The organism is Pseudomonas sp. FG86, assembly GCF_057808775.1.
This window is the reverse complement of record NZ_JBMDIS010000113.1, coordinates 1-16,727: the sequence shown is the minus strand read 5'-3', so window position 1 is coordinate 16,727 and position 16,727 is coordinate 1. Positions and strand designations below refer to the sequence as shown.

Genomic DNA, 16,727 nt, shown 5'->3' with positions numbered 1-16,727 from the left:
TAAGGGCGGAACCCTAAGTGGCCGTTACCGCAGCAACGGATATGTACTCACCCAACCCCCAAAAAGCGGTCGGCCCTAAGGCCGCCACGGGACCAAGCTCCCTCACCACAGACCCCCGAAAGTTGTGTAGATACCCATGCCCCGATGGCGGTGTATCAGTCAGCTCATCTGTCACTGACCCACTGCTATCGGGGGGGCAAGTCGAATCGTCGCACCGCCCCTCCCACACTTTGATCTTCACCAGGCTCCGGATCAGTTCTTATAGTCGGTATCGTTGCGCTCCAACTGCCGAATCAGCGCATTCCAATGCCGCGCCACACCCGGCCCCTCGCCGCTGGCAAACGCCTTGGCCTGTTGCTCGACCTTCGCCACCACTTCAGCCGGCGGGAAGATCAACTCCGCATTCCCCGCTGCCTGCGCCGCGACCTGGATATTGCACGCGCGCTCCAGCTGTTGCAGCTGTTGAAACGCATGTTCAACGCTGACACCCGCGGTCAGCAGCCCATGGTTACGCAGGATCATCACGCTCTTGTCGCCCAGGTCGGCCACCAGGCGCTCACGTTCGTCGAGGTCGAGGGCCACGCCTTCATAACCGTGGTAGGCCACCCGCCCCGAGAAGCCGATGGAGTGCTGGGAGATCGGCAACAGGCCGTCCTTCTGCGCCGACACCGCAATGCCGTCGCGGGTGTGGGTATGCAACACAGCGTGCAGGTCATGGCGTGCGCCGTGGATGGCACTGTGGATCACGTAGCCGGCGTAGTTGATGCCCAAGCCGGTAGGGTCGTCGACGATGGTACCGTCGAGGTCGACCTTGACCAGGTTGGAGGCACTGATTTCATCGAACAATAGCCCGAAGGCGTTGATCAGGAAGTGCTCGTGCGGCCCCGGTACACGGGCGGAGAAGTGGGTGTAGATGTGGTCGGTCCACTTGTACACGGCCGCCAGCCGGTAAGCGGCGGCCAGTTTGACGCGCACGTCCCATTCTTCGGGAGTGACACGCTGGCGAACATGGTTGGAAACGCTGGAAATCGGGGTGACGCTGCTCATGGCAAAACTTCCTGGATGGCCTTAAGGACTTCCAAGCAAGCCTAGGGGATGGAAAAAAATAATAAAAAGCACATTTTAATCTAAGCTAATTATTATTTTTTTTCATAACACCCACACCACCAACACAAAGCCCCCTCCCACATTTTTGATCTCTATACACCCAGTCAAACCGGAGCTGTTGCCCAAGGCAGTGAATGCCAAGAATGCCTTGAAGGCTTGCACAGTCCAAATGTGGGAGGGGGCTTGCCCCCGATGGCAGTGGGTCAGCGACAGACGAGCTGACTGATACACCGCAATCAGGGGCAAGCCCCCTCCCACATGGATCAGGCTGCGTTGCGGATCTTATGCAGGGACGCCGCCACCAGTTTGCCAAACGCGTCCACCGGTCCCTGCAAGTTACCGAGGAAGTGCGGGTAGATCAGCCACAAATCCATCACCGGCTTGAAATCCTTGAGCGGCATCACCGCCAGTTGCTCGCGGTGGGCACTGCGCTCCAGCAAGGGCCGCGGCACCAGGCCCAAGCCCAACCCGTCGGCCACCAGGCCCAGTTGCAACTCGGTGCCGAACGTCTCCAGGTTGACCCGCAGGGCCAGGCCTTGATCGGACAAGGTGCGCTGCAAACCGGCGCGGAAACCGCAGCCATCCGGGTTGAGGATCCAACCGTTCTGGTACACGTCCGCCAGCTTGCAGGGCTTCTTCGGCAGTTGGGCCTTGGCGCAGACCACCACCAGTTCCATCTTGCCGATGGACTCGCCGACCACGTTGTCGGGGAAAATCTTGCCCGCCGGAAACAGGGCCGCCGCCGCGTCCAACTCACCGCGCTCGATCTTGCCCACCAGTTGGCTGCCCCAGCCAGTGGCGACCTGGGCGCGCAAGTCGGGGTATTCGCTGCGCAGGTGCTTGAGTGCATCGAGCAGCACCACGTCACCAATGGTCTGCGGCACGCCCAGGCGTAACAGGCCGGTGGGCGGTGCGTCGGTGGCGACCAATTCGCGCAGGGCGTCCATCTCGCGCAGGATCAACCGGCACTGTTCATAGACGCGGGTGCCGATCAACGTAGGCTTGAGCGGCTTGGTGTTGCGGTCGAACAACTCCACGCCCAGCGCCTGCTCGAAGTTCTGCACGCGGCGGGTGATGGCCGGCTGGGTCAGTTGCAACGACTCGGCGGCATGGCTGATGGACTGGCAACGAATCACTTCGACAAAGGCATCGATATCGTCAATTTTCATTTGGGCCGCACATAGAGAACAGTCATTAAGATGTGTGCAAAGCATAGTTGCAGGACGGTTATCTGGATAGCCCAGCGTGTGATCGATAACGTCTAACGCTATTCAGACCGGTTCTAAATTACCTGCAGCTATAAGCTAATCATTAAAAAATAGCATATTAACTATAAACATTATGCTTATATAAACCCATCAACCCATTCCTATCAAACGTATCCGATGGAATTGTCATGACCCAAGCCAAGCACCCCGAGAGACTCAGAGCCTTCATAGGCGCCCTGGCGGAATTGATCGACGGCAATCCACGCGAAGGCGACCTGTTACACCGTGGCGGCAAGCTGCTGGCGCAACTGGTCAGCCATGACGACTGGCTCCCCGATGAGTTCGCCCAACCCGACCCCGAGCGCTATCAGCAATTTTTGCTGCACGCCGATTCGCGCCAGCGGTTCAGCATCGTCAGTTTTGTGTGGGGGCCGGGGCAAAGCACGCCGATTCATGACCATCGGGTGTGGGGGCTGATCGGCATGTTGCGCGGTGCGGAGTTTTCCCAGGGCTTCGAGCGCGCGCCCGACGGGCGCCTGGTCGCCGAAGGCAAGCCGGTCCAGTTGGTGCCGGGCCAGGTCGAGGCGGTATCGCCCAAGATCGGCGACATCCATCAAGTCAGCAATGCCCACAGCGACCAAGTGTCGATCAGCATTCATGTGTACGGCGCCAATATCGGTGCCGTGCGCCGCGCGGTGTACCAGCCCGACGGCAGCGAGAAACTGTTTATCTCCGGCTATTCCAATGCCTTCCTCCCGAATATCTGGGATTTGTCCAAAGAAAAGAGCCCTGCCCTATGAGCACCGTATCCACCCGCAGCTACGCCCAGATTCGCCAGGCCCTGTTGGACCGTGAAGAAGTCGCCCTGGTAGACGTGCGCGAAGAAGCACCGTTTGCCGAATCCCACCCCCTGTTCGCCGCGAATATCCCGCTGTCGAAGCTGGAGCTTGAGGTGTACTCGCGCATTCCGCGCCGGGATACCCAGGTCACCGTCTACGACAACGGTGAAGGGCTGGCCGCCCGCGCGGCCGAACGTTTGCTCGCGCTGGGCTATACCCAGGTCAGCCTGCTCGAGGGTGGGCTCGACGGCTGGCGCAAGGCCGGTGGCGAGCTGTTTATCGACGTCAACGTGCCGAGCAAGGCGTTTGGCGAGCTGGTCGAAAGTGAACGTCACACGCCGTCCCTGGCCGCTGAAGACGTGCAGGCGCTGCTCGACAGCCAAGCCGATGTGGTGGTGCTCGACGCGCGCCGTTTTGATGAATACCAGACAATGAGCATCCCCACCGGCATCAGCGTGCCGGGTGCCGAACTGGTGTTGCGCGTCCGTGAGCTGGCGCCGGACCCGGCCACCCGCATCATCGTCAACTGCGCCGGACGCACCCGCAGCATTATCGGCACGCAGTCACTGATCAACGCCGGCGTGGCCAACCCGGTCTCGGCCCTGCGCAACGGCACCATCGGCTGGACGTTGGCCGGGCAGAAGCTCGCCCATGGTCAGTCGCGACGCTTCGCCCCGACCTCGGAAGCCCACCGCCAGGTCGCCGCCGCGGATGCGCGGCGTGTGGCTGACAAGGCCCGCGTCGGCCGCGCCACCCTCGCCGACCTGCACCGCTGGCAACAGCAGGCGTCCCGTACCACCTACCTGTTCGATGTGCGCACCCCGGAGGAATTCGAAGCCGGCCACCTGCGCGGCGCGCGCTCGACCCCAGGTGGGCAGTTGGTGCAGGAAACCGATCACGTTGCCAGCGTGCGCGGTGCACGCCTGGTACTGGTCGATGATGACGGTGTGCGCGCCAATATGTCGGCTTCATGGCTGGCCCAACTGGGCTGGGAAGTGCATGTGCTGGACGGCCTGCAAGCCGCAGATTTCAGCGAGCATGGCGCCTGGGTCGCGCCGGTGCCCGCACCGCCCCAGGCCGAACTGATCAGCCCGCACACCCTCGCCGAGTGGCTGGCCCATGGCGACACGGCGGTACTGGATTTCACCGCCAGCGCCAACTACGTCAAACGCCATATCCCTGGTGCCTGGTGGGCCTTGCGCGCGCAACTGCCCCAGGCGCTGGCCAAGGTGCCGGCCGCCCAGCGCTACGTGCTGACCTGCGGCAGCAGCCAACTGGCGCGCCTGGCCGTGGCCGAAGTCGAAGCCATCACCGGCAAGCAAGTGTTCCTGCTGCAAGACGGCACCGCTGGCTGGATCAACGCGCAACTGCCGCTGGAAGAAGGTGAAACCCACCTGGCCTCACCGCGTATCGACCGCTACCGCCGCCCTTACGAAGGCACGGACAACCCCAAGGAAGCCATGCAGGCCTACCTGGACTGGGAGTTCGGTTTAGTCGACCAACTGGCCCGCGACGGCACCCATGGGTTCTATGTGATCTGATCACTTTTCCATACCCGGCACAGATCCCTGTGGGAGGAAGCAAGTCGAATCGTCGCACCGCCTCTCCCACATGGACCGCATCCACCTCAGGGTTAATCCATGCAATTTTAGAATAATCAATAAACACATAATCAGTTATTTTAATAATTAACATATAACCAAAAAGAACTTCACAGTATGTTTTTATGAGCATAACGTGAACTCCTCACCGACCCCTTCTCCAGGCGGAGGTAGCCAAACCTTTTTCTGATCTGCCTGGAGCCTGCATCCCATGGTCTTAACTACCCCATTCAAGCGCCTGCTCCTGAGCACCGCCCTGGCCCTTGGCCTGGCCACCAGCGCCCACGCCGCCGACCTGCAACCGCTACGGGTGGCCAACCAGAAATCGACGATCAAGACGCTGCTGGAAGTCTCGGGCGAGGCGAAAAACGTGCCTTATGAAATCCAGTGGTCGGAGTTCCCGTCCGCTTCGCCCCTGGGCGAAGCCTTGAATGCCGGGGCCGTGGATATCGGCGCCTTGGGTGACGCACCCTACGTGTTTGCCTTGGGGGCCGGAGCGTCGCTCAAGGTGGTCAGCATCATCCACGCCGAAGGGCGTAACACCACCGCCCTGCTGGTGCCCAAGGATTCGCCGATCAAGACAGTGGCCGACCTCAAGGGCAAGAAAATCGTGACCGGACGCGGGTCCATCGGCCACTACCTGGTGATCAAGGCCCTGGCCACGGCCGGCCTGACCACCAAGGATGTGCAGTTCATTTTCCTGTTGCCCAGCGAGTCGCGCCTGGTGCTGGATAACGGTACCGTCGACGCCTGGTCGACCTGGGACCCTTACACCACGGTGGTCACCTCACAAAGCCAGGCGCGGATCGTGGCCAGCGGCAACACGCTGTTGAGCAACCATCTGTACCTTGCCGCCACCAGCCAGGCCATCGCCGACAAGCGCACGCAGTTGGATGACTTTGTCGCCCGCGTCGACCGCGCCTACGCCTGGGCCAATACCCACCCCAACGAGTACGCCGCCGCCCAGGCCAAAATCACCGGGCTGCCGCTGGCCGTGCATGTGGCCGTGGCCAAGGAGACCCGCCTGAGCCCGGTGCTGATTGACGACAGCGTGATCAGTGGCCTGCAAGCCACCGCCGACACCTACCAACAAGAAGGCCTGCTGACCAGGCACATCGACGTGTCCCAGGGCTTCGACAAGAGCTTTAACGCCAAGCGTGCCCCCAACAATCAAGCCTCGCGCTAAGGAGCAGAAAACATGAGCAAGCCACGTCAATTGAAATTGGGGGCCATGGTCCACGGTGTCGGCCACGGTTGGGGCGAATGGCGCCACCCGCAGGCGCAACCCAACGCCAGCACGAATTTCGGCTTCTACAAGCAGCAGACCGAGCTCGCCGAAGCGGCCAAGTTCGACTTCGTGTTCATCGCCGACAGCCTTCACATCCACGCCAAGTCCAGCCCGCATTACCTCAACCGTTTCGAGCCGCTGACCATCCTCTCGGCCCTCGCGGCACTGACCACGCACATCGGCCTGGTCGCCACCGTGACCGTCAGCTACACCGAGCCCTATCAGGTCGCGCGCCAGTTCGCGTCGCTGGACCATATCAGCGGCGGTCGTGCCGGTTGGAACGTGGTCACCTCGTGGCTCAGCGGCACCGCCGACAACTTCGGCAAGGTAGAGCACCCGCCGCACGCCGTGCGCTATCGCATCGCCAAGGAACACCTCAACGTGGTCAAGGGCCTGTGGGATTCCTGGGAAGACGACGCCTTTGCCTACAACAAGCAAAGCGGCGAATTCTTTACGCCGAGCAAGCTGCATGCGCTGAACCACAAGGGCGAGTTTTTCTCGGTAAAAGGCCCGCTGAACATTGCGCGCTCGCGCCAGGGCCAACCGGTGATTTTCCAGGCGGGCACGTCCGAAGATGGGCGTAACTTTGCGGCGCAGAACGCCGACGCCATCTTTGTGCACGTGGAGAGCATCGAAGAAGGCCTGGCCTATACCCAGGACCTCAAACGTCGAGCCAAAGGCTTTGGCCGCGACGCCGACAGCCTGTCTATCCTGCCGGGCATCCGCCCGATTGTCGGCCGCGACGAGGCCGAAGTGGAAAGCCGCTATCAGCAGGCCGTGGACCTGGTCACCGTGGAAGATGCGATCGTCGCCCTTGGCCGCCCGTTCAATGACCATGACTTCAGCCAGTACCCCCTGGACGCCCCCTTCCCGGAACTCGGCGACCTGGGCTCCAACAGCCAGAAAGGCGGCTCGGACCGCATCAAGCAACTGGCCAGGGACGAAGGGTTGACCCTGCGCGAAGTGGCCCTGCGGTTCTCACGGCCCAAGCGTGATTTCGTCGGCACCCCGGAGCAGGTCGCCGATGCGATCCAGACCTGGTTCGAGACTGGCGCCAGCGATGGTTTTATCGTCAATTCGGTACTGCCGGATGGCTTGCAGTACTTCACCGAGCTGGTGGTGCCGGTGCTCCAACAGCGCGGCCTGTTCCGCACCGAGTACAGCGGCCAGACCCTGCGCGACAATCTCGGCCTGGACGTACCGGCCAACCGCTACAGCGTGATCGACGCCCCCGAAAAGGCCCTGGCCTGAGTACATTCTTATGACCCAACCGTCTCTACGCTCCGTGGAAGTCGCCCACTTCGATGCCCTGCTCGAACGCCTCGGCGCCGAGCTGGCCAGCACCGCGCACCTGTACGACGAAAGCGGTGCCTTCCCCCACGACAATTTCACGTTGCTGCATGAACATGGCCTGCTCGCCCTCACCGTGCCCAAGGCCCTCGGTGGCGGCGGTGCCAGCCTGCCCCAGGCGCGCAAAGCGATCAGCGCGATTGCCAAGGGTGAACCGTCCACTGCACTGATCCTGGTCATGCAGTACCTGCAACACACCCGCCTGCAAGACAGCAAGACCTGGCCCCGGCACCTGCGCGTGCGAGTCGCCGAAGAGGCGGTACGCAACGGCGCGCTGATCAATGCCCTGCGCGTCGAACCCGACCTCGGCACCCCGGCCCGCGGGGGCCTGCCGGCGACCACGGCGGTGCGCACCGTTGATGGCTGGCGCATCAGCGGGCGCAAGATCTACTCCACCGGCAGCCATGGCCTGAGCTGGTTCAGCGTATGGGCACGCAGCGATGACCCAGACCCACTGGTGGGCATCTGGCTGGTGCCCAAGGACAGCCCCGGCGTGAGCATCATCGACACCTGGGACCACTTGGGCATGCGCGCCACTTGCAGCCATGAAGTGGTGCTCGACAACGTGCTGGTACCGCTGGATCACGCCGTCAGCGTCAGCCCCTGGAGCGCGCCAAAGTCCGAGCTGGATAGCGAGGATTTCCTATGGATGTCGGTGTTGTTGTCCTCGGTGTATGACGCCGTGGCCCAGGCCGCGCGGGACTGGCTGGTGAATTGGCTGGAAGAACGCACGCCGTCCAACCTCGGCGCGGCGCTGTCCACCCTGCCGCGTTTCCAGGAAACCGTTGGGCATATCGACACCCTGTTGTTTGCCAACCGCAGCCTGTTGGACGCTGCCGCCGAAGGCCACACCCCGGCAGCCAATGCGGCTCAATTGAAGTACCTGGTGACCGGTAACGCCATCCGTGCGGTGGAGCTGGCCATTGAGGCTTCCGGCAACCCCGGCCTGTCGCGACACAGCCCGCTGCAACGGCATTACCGCGACGTGCTGTGCAGCCGCGTGCATACCCCACAGAACGACGCCGTGCTGCAAGGCGTCGGCAAAGCCGTCTTCGCCCAACGCCAGAAGGAACGAACATGAGTCAGGTGATTATTGCCAGCCAACTGGGCGAAGACTACAACGACGTGATCCGCGCGCGCGTCACTGCGATCCACCCTCAAGCCCAGGTGATCGGCGTGCCGGTGGGCGTGCCAGGCGACCTGCCGCCCCAGGCGAATATCCTGCTGCTGCGCCCGATCAACGTGCACGGCTACACGGCACCGGACACCCCGCCGCCGGGCTGGCCCTATGGTGCGCAATGGGTGCACCTGGTCTCATCGGGTATCGACTTCTACCCGCAATGGCTGTTCAACGGCCCGCCGGTGACCACCTCCCGGGGCAGCGCCGCCGACAACCTGGCCGAGTTCGCCCTGGCGGCGATCTTTGCCGCCTCCAAGCATTTGCCGGACATCTGGGTGAAGGACTCGCAATGGAACTTCACCGCCCTGCGTCCGCTCAAGGGCACCACCCTGGGCATCCTCGGCTTCGGCGCAATTGGCCAAAGCCTGGCGCACAAAGCCCTGGGCCTGGGCATCAAGGTGGTCGCGCTGCGCCACCGTTCGACGCCGTTGGGTGTTGACGGTGTGCAGGCGGCGGCGGATATCCATGACCTGTTCGCCCGCGCCGACCACTTGGTGGTGGCAGCGCCGCTGACGGAGGCCACGCGGCATATCATCAACCGTGATGTGCTGGGCAGCGCCAAGCCGGGGCTGCACCTGATCAACATCGCACGCGGTGGGTTGCTGGATCAGGAGGCGTTGTTGGAGGCGTTGGATAACGGCCAGGTCGGCCTGGCATCGCTTGACGTGACCGAGCCGGAGCCGCTGCCGGATGGGCACCCGCTGTACAGCCACCCACGGGTGCGGTTATCGCCGCACACCTCGGCGATCTCGACCAATAGCCGCAACGAGATTGCCGATACGTTCCTGGCGAATCTGGAACGCTACGTTTCAGGTATCGAACTATCGAATCTAGCTAACGCCTGACGCCGTTCAACCATGTGGGAGAGGGCTTGTTGTGGCGAGCGGGCTTGCCCCGCGTTGGGCTGCGAAGCAGCCCCATCACAGGCGATGTGTTTTTAACTGACACACCGCGCTGCCTGGTTTTGGGGCCGCTTCGCAGCCCAACGCGGGGCAAGCCCGCTCGCCACAACAAGCCCGATTACCACAACAAGTCCGCCCGCCACAGTTACAGTGTTCCTCATTAGGGCTTGCCACCCCTCCCACAGGGGGCCTGTGTCCATTGGAAAATCTTATTTGATGCGGTAGTGGAAGGTGTTGCGCACCGCTGGTACGGCCACGGCCTTGCCTTCGACGATCCGCGGCTGGTAACGGAAAGTATTCGCCGCCGCCAATGAAGGCCGGATAAACAAGGGGTGGCAGCCGTCCAGCACCTTGGGGTTTTCTACCCGGCCCTGGGGGTTGACGGTGTATTCCACCGAGCAGTCGCCTTCGATGTGCTTGTCCAGGGCGCGTTCGGGATAGTCCGGTGCCTCCTTGCTCAGGGGTTGGTATTGGCGGCTGTCGAAGGCCGCTGCCGGGGCTGGGGCTGGGGCTGGGGCTGGGGTAGCAGCTCGGGCTTTTTCAGCAGCCAGGCGTTGCTGATCGAGGCGCTGTTGTTCCAGCTCGCGGTGGCGTTGTTCGGTGGCCAGGCGTTCCTGCTGCTGCTCGATTTTCTTGTCTTCGACGCGTTTACGCGCCAAGGCGGCTTTCTCGAGTTTTTGCGCCTGGATCTGCGGGTCGACCGTGGGCTTTGCCGGGGCCGGTACCACCAGCGGCTCCGACGGTGCGGGCGCGGCCACCACCGGTTCAGGCTCGGGCGCTGGCGCCGGTGGCAGCATGACCAGCTGCGTGTGCATCACCCGAGGGGCATCCACCACGGGCTTTTCCGTCGACCAGCCCAGCATCAACGCGGCCAGCACGCCCACGTGCAGCGCCACCGCCAGGCTGGCGGCGAGGCTGTTTCTGCAAAACCCCGAAGCATCCCGGGGCGCCATCGGCAGGGTCGGACTGTGCATGATCATCGCCGTCATTGCGGGGCCTCGGTCACCAGCCCCAGGTTGCTGACCCCGCCCTTCTGCAACACCGCCATGGCCGCGACCACACGGCCGTAACCGGCGTTGTCGTCGGCGCGGATGTAGACCTGGGTATCGCTGCGCGCGGCCACCACCTGCATGACCTTGGCGCCCATTTCCTCCAGGCTCACGGCGCTGTCGGTCTGGTGTTGGGTATCGAGTTCGCCGCCGAGGTTCCAGTAATAGCCACCGTCGGCCTTTACCGACAGCGTGAGGATCTGCTGGCGGGTGTCGGTGGCCAACGCCTCGGCGGCGACCTTGGGCAGTTCGATCTTCACGCCCTGGGTCAACATCGGCGCGGTCACCATGAAGATCACCAGCAGCACCAGCATCACATCGATATACGGCACCACGTTCATCTCGGCCTTGGGCCCGTGCTTGCGTTGCGGCCTTACTAACATGGGAGCGCTCCTGTTCAGGCGGCCACGGCCAGGTTGATCGCGGCACCGCACAGGCTGCGGTGCAGGCGCACTTGCAGCTCATTGCCAAACGCGTAGTAACGGGTGAGCAGAGTCTGGCCGCGCGCCGCGAAGCGGTTATAGGCGATCACCGCCGGGATGGCGGCAAACAGGCCGATGGCCGTGGCGATCAAGGCTTCGGCGATGCCCGGCGCTACGGTGGACAACGTGGCCTGCTGCACCTGGGAAAGGCCGATAAAGGAATTCATGATGCCCCACACCGTGCCGAACAGACCGATATACGGGCTGACCGACCCCACGGTGGCGAGAAATTGCAGGCCCTTTTCCAGCTCGATTTCCTGCTCGGTGATCGCTACCTGCAAGGCCCGCTCGACGCCTTCGAGCACCTGCGCATCATGGCTGTGCAGGTGCTGGTATTCCTGGACCCCGGCGATAAAGATCGGCGCCACGCCGCCCTCGCCCGCCTGCAACGTGTCGCGGTACAGCGCCTGCAAGTCCGGCGCGGCGCGAAAGCGTTGCACAAAACCGTTCAACTGCCGTTCCAGGCGGCGCAGCACACTGCCGCGTTGGATAATCAGGTACCAGCTGAGCAAGGACGCCAACAGCAAGGTGACCATGACCGCCTTGACCAACAGGCTGGCGTCGCTGATCAAGCCCCAGATCGTCATATGTTCCATCGTCGCGTGCATAGTGAATCTCCCATTCGATTAAAAAGTGATGACCGGTTGATGACGGTTCACGGCAATTTCAATGCGCGGGTGACCTCGGCCCAGGGCACGAACTTGAAGTTCTGGGTTTGCTCGGGCATGCGCTTGCGCCCGTCCTGCACCACCAGCATGCCTTGGCTCCACGGCCCGCCGAGGTTGATGGCGGTGACTTCCAGGCCATCGGTTTCCGAAGCGCCGTCGATCCCGGCAGCGGCGTTCAAGCCGACGCGGAAGCCGCCATGCACGGCAAACGGCGGCTCGGCATCCACCACCAGGTAGCTGTCATTGCCTTGGCTCGAGATCACCAGGTAGTCATGCTTATCGCTCTGGTACAGCGCCAGGCCTTCGACATCCGCATGCAACTGTGGGCCGACCTTGATCACGCTGGTCAAGGTCGCCGGTTGATCGGCACGCGCATCCACCGCCCACACGCCCACATCTTCTTCACCGATAAACAGGCGCTGGCGCTGGTCGTCGGCCACACAGCCTTCGGGTTGGCTGTCGACCTTGAACTGGCGCACCAGCTCGCCCTGCACCCGGCCGTCCGGCGCGCTGAGGCGGTATTGCAGGAAGGTGCCGTCCTTGCCGTTGGCGATTGCGTAGATCTCGCCGCTGGCTGGCTGGAACAGGCAAATGCCGTAGATTTCCTTGAGCGGCGTGGGCACTTCACCGGCTTCACGCAGCTCGCCGCTCTGACGGTCGATGCTGAACAGGCTCAGGCTGTTGTGATCGCGGTTGCTCGCCACGGCCAGGTCGACCGTTTGCTGGCCGAGCTTGAAGCGGGGGCGTACATCGACGTTATTCAGGCGGCCCACCGCCAGTTCCTGCAACAGCTTGCCGTCGAGGTCGTAGGCGAGCAGGCCTTGCTTTTTGTTGGTGCCGAGCACACGGCTTTTGCCCGGTGTTTCGGGGTGAATCCAGATCGCCGGGTCATCCGCCGCATCGCCCTGGCGGCCAACCGGGTCGCTCTGGCGCAAGGCCGCGACCTCCGGCAGCAGCGGCGCCACCGCGACGGGCTTGGCCTGCCAGTCGAGCCTGGCCTGGTAGAGCGCGCCGCTGTCGTCATCGCGCACCAGCAGTTGGCGGCCATTGATCGCCAGTTGTTCCGGCTCTTTCAGGCCCGGCAGGCTCAGGCTCGATTGCTCCACCCAGCGCTCGCCGGCTTGCTGGAACAGGTGCAACTGGGCGGTCTTTGGGTCCAGCGCGACCACGCCACCGGGTACCAGCGCCATGGCCCCGGCTTCGCGTTTGGGGTTGTCGAACAGCGCCACCGGGGTGCGTTTCACATCGGCTTCCGGGTGCGCCGGGTAGGCCCACCAGCCGACACTCTCTTCATTCACCACCAACTGCTGGGTAGCGTCGTCCGCCTGGCAGAACTGCGCCGACGGCGGCAGCGGCAAACCGCGTACGCGCTGGGGTTCACCGAGCAACGTCGAGCCGTTGCCCACCAGCCATTGCTCGCCCTTGCCCTCCTCGCCCACCAGGAACACAAACAGGTTGGTTGCTGCATCGCGGTACAGGCACAGGCCATTCACCGGGTAGTCGCGGGTCGGCAGGTAGACCGGCGTGCCCCAGGTTTTGCTGGCGCTGTCCAGGTTGATCAGCAGCGCCTGCTGGCGGTCGTTGTCGAGGCTGGCGACCAGCACGTGGGGGCCTGCGGCGCGGGTGTCGAGGCTGCTGAAGTTGCCTTTGAAACGCGCCAGTTCGGCGCCTTTGCTGTCGAGCAGTTGCAGGCCGTCACGGGTGCTGGCGGCCACGCGCTCGCTGGCGTTGGGCAGGAAGGCCACGGCTTCGGCCTTGAGGCTGGGTGCCCAAGGGGTCAGCGCCATGTCGGCGGCGAACGCATTGCCGCCGGTGGCCAGGGCGATCAGCAGGTATAGCTTGGAAAGTCTCATGAACAAACAAATCCTTCAAAAACAATAGAGATCCAATGTGGGAGGGGCGGTGCGACGACTCGACTTGCCCCCGATAGCAGTGGGTCAGCTACAGATGCATCAACTGACACTCCCCCATCGGGGCATGGGTATCTACGCAACTTTCAGACCTTGAGAACTCTCCCTGTGGCGAGCGGGCTTGCCCCGCGTTGGGCTGCGCAGCAGCCCTAAAACCTCAGTCCGCGGTCTATCTGAAACAGCGCGGTGATCTTAGTGGGGCTGCTTCGCAGCCCAACGCGGGGCAAGCCCGCTCGCCACAACAGCCCTGTCTGCCGGGGGGCAGCGTTGAGCCTAAGTTGTGTAGATACCTATGCCCATCGGGGGCAAGCCCCCTCCCACATTGGGCATGTGTTGAATTCAAAAATGGGTGAAGGTCAGGCCCACTTTGTAGGTCGGGCCGTACTCTTCGTATTGGCCGTTGTAGCTGCGGTTGCCGGTGTAGACGAAGTACGACTCGTCGGTGAGGTTCTGGGCCTCGAAGCTGACTTGCAGGTTCTTGGTCAGCGAGTAACGCGCGCTGAAATCGACGAAAGTCTGCGCGTCGACGTGCAGGTCGTGGGCCTTGTCGTTGATCGACGCCAGCTCATACAGGTAGGCCGACTTGTAGTTGGCCGACAGGCGCAGGCTGAGCGTGTCGTCTTCCCAACCGAGCATCAGGTTGCCGACGGTGTCCGACTGGTTGGGCAGGCTGATAGTGCGCTTGCGATTCGTACCGCTGGCGGCGTCGAAGCCTTCGATATCCGCGCTGGACCGGCTGAAGGTGCTGTTGGCACCGATCAGCAAACCGTTCCACGGTGCGGGCAGCCAGTCGAACTTCTGTGAGTAGGCCAGTTCCAGGCCGTAGAGCTTGGCGCTGTCGCCGTTGGCGTAGGTATGGGCCTCGGCGAAGTTGGCCCAGGCACCGGTGCCGGCGAGGTCGGTGTTGTAGACGAAATGCTTGATGTCCTTGTAGAACACGAACGCCGACACGGTCCCCGCGCGGCCCATGAAATGCTCGATGCCCAGGTCCAGGTTGCTCGACTCCAGGGGCTTGAGGTCCGGGTTGCCGAAGGTGGCTTCGTCATCGTCGATCACAAAGCCCGGTGCCAGTTGGCCAAAGGTCGGGCGCACCACCGATTTGGTCCAGGCCGCGCGCACCTGGGTGTGCTTGTCGATCTGGTAGCGCGCATGCAGGCCCGGCAGCCAGTGGTGATAACGGCGCTTGGTCTCGGTGGCGGTGAACTGGCCGTCGGTGGCGCCGGTACCCTTGGCTTCGAACTCAGTACCTTCGTAACGCAGGCCGGCGATAAAACGCCAGTCGTCGATGTCGACGGTGTTCATCAGGTAGCCGGCGTTGATGTCTTCGCGGATGGTGAAATCGTTGACCCGCGATTCGGTCTCGTCGTAGAAATCCGCCGGGTTGAGGCTGCCAATCAGCTGCTTGATGGCGCCGGGGCTGATGCCTGGGCCGTAGTTGCCGAGGCGATAGTCGACGCTGCCCTTCTGGAATTGGGTGAGGTTGAGCTGGTCGGCGCTGTAGCCCAGGGTGTCGAAGTCTTTATAGACCCAGGCCTCAAGGTCGTTGTCCTTGTTTCGTCGACTGACCTTGCCGCCGAACTTGACCTGGGAGGCGTAACCGCTCAGGTCATAGTCGCGGGCCAGGTCCAGGCGCAGGTTTTTCTCGGTGTCGCGGGTGTTCTGCTTTTCCCAGTCGACCTTGTCGAGGGTGAAGTTGCTGGCGTCGTAGAAGCCGCTGCCGATGATCGGGCGGGGCTTGTCCTTGTCGTAGAAACCGCTGTTGGCAAAGTCGCCGCCGTCGAAGGTGGCGCCTGCGATATGCGCCGGGCTGTCTTCGCTGGACTGGCTGTAACCGGCCTGGCCGCTCAAGGTCCAAAGGCCCAGCATGCGTTCGCCGCCGAACACGTAGGACTGGATTTCCTGGGTTTCTTCACGGTTCTTCAGCTTGCGCTTGCCCTCGGCATCGCCCAGTTCGCCAGGGGCCTGGGGGTCGGCAAATTCAATGCTGGTGGAGTTGCGGGTTTCGCTGTCTTTGTAGCGGCTGTAGAGGGTGCGCAGGTAGTAGCTGCTGAGGTCGTCGGGCTTGTAGTCGAAGTTCAGGCCACCGCCGGCGCGTTCGCGGCTGATGTCGTAGTCACGCTGTTCGAACTCGTTAAGTCGCGCGCCCCGGCTGAAGTCCCACGCGCCGCCGGTTTCGACGTTGTCCGAGCCGAAGTCGCGCTGTTGCCAGCTCAGCGCTGCCGCCACGCCGAAGTTGTCGATGCCGTCGCCGAGGCTGAAACGGTTACTGGCGGCGCCGGAGAATTTCGGGCTGGTCTGCCCGGTATTCTTGTCGTAGCTGGCTTCGGTGCTGCCGGTGTAGAACAGGCCGTTGTGGTCGAAGGCCGAGAGACTCTTCACATCGACGGTACCGCCCAGGGAGTTGGCGTCCATGTCTGGGGTCAGGGTCTTGATCACCGACAGTGACTGCACCAGTTCCGAGGGCAGCACATCAAGGGCCACGGCGCGCCGCTCGCTCTCGGGCGATGGCACCAGGGTACCGTTGATGGTCACGCTGTTAAGGTCCGGGCCCAGGCCGCGCACGCTGACAAAGCGCCCTTCGCCCTGGTCACGTTCGACGCTGATCCCCGGCAGGCGCTGCGCCGCTTCGGCAACGTTTTCGTCGGGCAACTGCGCTACACCGTCGGCATGCACCACGCTCTTGATGCTGTCGGAGGAACGCTGCTCCTTGAGGGCCTTGTCGATGGCCGCGGCCTGGCCGACCACTTCAACGTGTTCGGTGGTGGCCGCTTCCGCCGCGTTGAGCCGTTCACTGGCGATGGCCAGGGCCAAGGCAGTAAGCGTAAAGCTGACGAGCCCGGTGCGCTTGTACATGAAATCCTCCCCAAGAGTCCGTTGGCGCCAGGCAAGTGGCCCGGCAACTGGGAGGGCAAGCTAGGGGTGGGGGATGACGGTTCTGTGACAGGGATCGGCGCGAAGCCCCATAAACCGGGGGTTTTGCCCGATTCTGGATGTGGAATGAGCTGATATGACCTGTGAAGATCCCCTGTGGGAGGGGGCTTGCCCCCGATGGCCATGGGTATCTACACAACTTTGGCGTGGCCCTGAGCCTGTGGCGAGGGAGCTTGCTCCCGTGACGGCTCGGGAGCCGACGACTATCTAAA

The 16,727-nt window shown here is 63.0% G+C and carries 13 protein-coding genes; 6 read left to right on the top strand and 7 right to left on the bottom strand.

What is annotated here, in order from left to right; translation table 11 throughout:
- Window positions 1-252: 252 nt before the first annotated feature.
- Window positions 253-1,047: a class II aldolase/adducin family protein gene (locus ACODSV_RS33200; protein WP_024074890.1), complete on the bottom strand. Its 795-nt coding sequence runs from the start codon at window positions 1,045-1,047 to the stop codon at window positions 253-255.
- A gap of 323 nt (window positions 1,048-1,370) precedes the next feature.
- A complete protein-coding gene (locus ACODSV_RS33195) occupies window positions 1,371-2,276 on the bottom strand; it encodes a LysR family transcriptional regulator (protein WP_024074888.1) in 906 nt (301 codons plus the stop codon).
- 227 nt (window positions 2,277-2,503) lie between these two features.
- On the opposite strand from ACODSV_RS33195, the gene ACODSV_RS33190 reads away from it, so the two are divergent.
- The 6 genes from ACODSV_RS33190 (at window position 2,504) to ACODSV_RS33165 (ending at window position 9,418) form a co-directional block, all read left to right on the top strand.
- Window positions 2,504-3,115, top strand: a complete 612-nt coding sequence (locus ACODSV_RS33190; protein ID WP_102625725.1) for a cysteine dioxygenase family protein — start codon at window positions 2,504-2,506, stop codon at window positions 3,113-3,115.
- Window positions 3,112-4,695, top strand: coding sequence for a rhodanese-related sulfurtransferase (locus ACODSV_RS33185; RefSeq protein ID WP_069076433.1), 1,584 nt, complete (start codon window positions 3,112-3,114; stop codon window positions 4,693-4,695). The genes ACODSV_RS33190 and ACODSV_RS33185 overlap by 4 nt, the downstream gene beginning before the upstream one ends.
- A gap of 271 nt (window positions 4,696-4,966) precedes the next feature.
- A complete protein-coding gene (locus ACODSV_RS33180; RefSeq protein ID WP_150055562.1) occupies window positions 4,967-5,941 on the top strand; it encodes an ABC transporter substrate-binding protein in 975 nt (324 codons plus the stop codon).
- A 12-nt stretch (window positions 5,942-5,953) separates the two neighbouring features.
- Window positions 5,954-7,294 (top strand): LLM class flavin-dependent oxidoreductase, encoded by a 1,341-nt coding sequence (locus ACODSV_RS33175; protein ID WP_024074884.1) that lies wholly within the window; start codon window positions 5,954-5,956, stop codon window positions 7,292-7,294.
- Between the two features lie 10 nt (window positions 7,295-7,304).
- On the top strand, window positions 7,305-8,474 hold the full coding sequence (locus tag ACODSV_RS33170; RefSeq protein WP_150055561.1) for an acyl-CoA dehydrogenase family protein: 1,170 nt from the start codon (window positions 7,305-7,307) through the stop codon (window positions 8,472-8,474).
- Window positions 8,471-9,418, top strand: a complete 948-nt coding sequence (locus ACODSV_RS33165; protein WP_069076430.1) for a D-isomer specific 2-hydroxyacid dehydrogenase family protein — start codon at window positions 8,471-8,473, stop codon at window positions 9,416-9,418. Before ACODSV_RS33170 ends, ACODSV_RS33165 begins: the two co-directional genes overlap by 4 nt.
- Window positions 9,419-9,684: 266 nt before the next feature.
- Here ACODSV_RS33165 and ACODSV_RS33160 read toward each other — a convergent pair whose 3' ends face one another.
- The 5 genes from ACODSV_RS33160 to ACODSV_RS33140 all read right to left on the bottom strand — a co-directional run bounded on the left by ACODSV_RS33160 (window position 9,685) and on the right by ACODSV_RS33140 (window position 16,437).
- The gene (locus ACODSV_RS33160; protein ID WP_150056517.1) at window positions 9,685-10,464 is read right to left on the bottom strand and encodes an energy transducer TonB; all 780 of its coding nucleotides are present in this window, start codon (window positions 10,462-10,464) and stop codon (window positions 9,685-9,687) included.
- The gene (gene tolR, locus ACODSV_RS33155) at window positions 10,461-10,907 is read right to left on the bottom strand and encodes a protein TolR (protein WP_024074880.1); all 447 of its coding nucleotides are present in this window, start codon (window positions 10,905-10,907) and stop codon (window positions 10,461-10,463) included. The genes ACODSV_RS33160 and tolR overlap by 4 nt, the downstream gene beginning before the upstream one ends.
- A 14-nt stretch (window positions 10,908-10,921) precedes the next feature.
- Window positions 10,922-11,614, bottom strand: a complete 693-nt coding sequence (tolQ, locus tag ACODSV_RS33150; RefSeq protein ID WP_150056571.1) for a protein TolQ — start codon at window positions 11,612-11,614, stop codon at window positions 10,922-10,924.
- Between the two features lie 47 nt (window positions 11,615-11,661).
- Entirely contained in the window at window positions 11,662-13,527 is a 1,866-nt protein-coding gene (locus ACODSV_RS33145) for a phytase (RefSeq protein WP_150056572.1), read from the bottom strand.
- A 396-nt stretch (window positions 13,528-13,923) separates the two neighbouring features.
- Complete coding sequence (locus ACODSV_RS33140) at window positions 13,924-16,437, bottom strand: TonB-dependent receptor (RefSeq protein ID WP_150056513.1); 2,514 nt, start codon at window positions 16,435-16,437, stop codon at window positions 13,924-13,926.
- Between the last annotated feature and the right edge of the window lie 290 nt (window positions 16,438-16,727).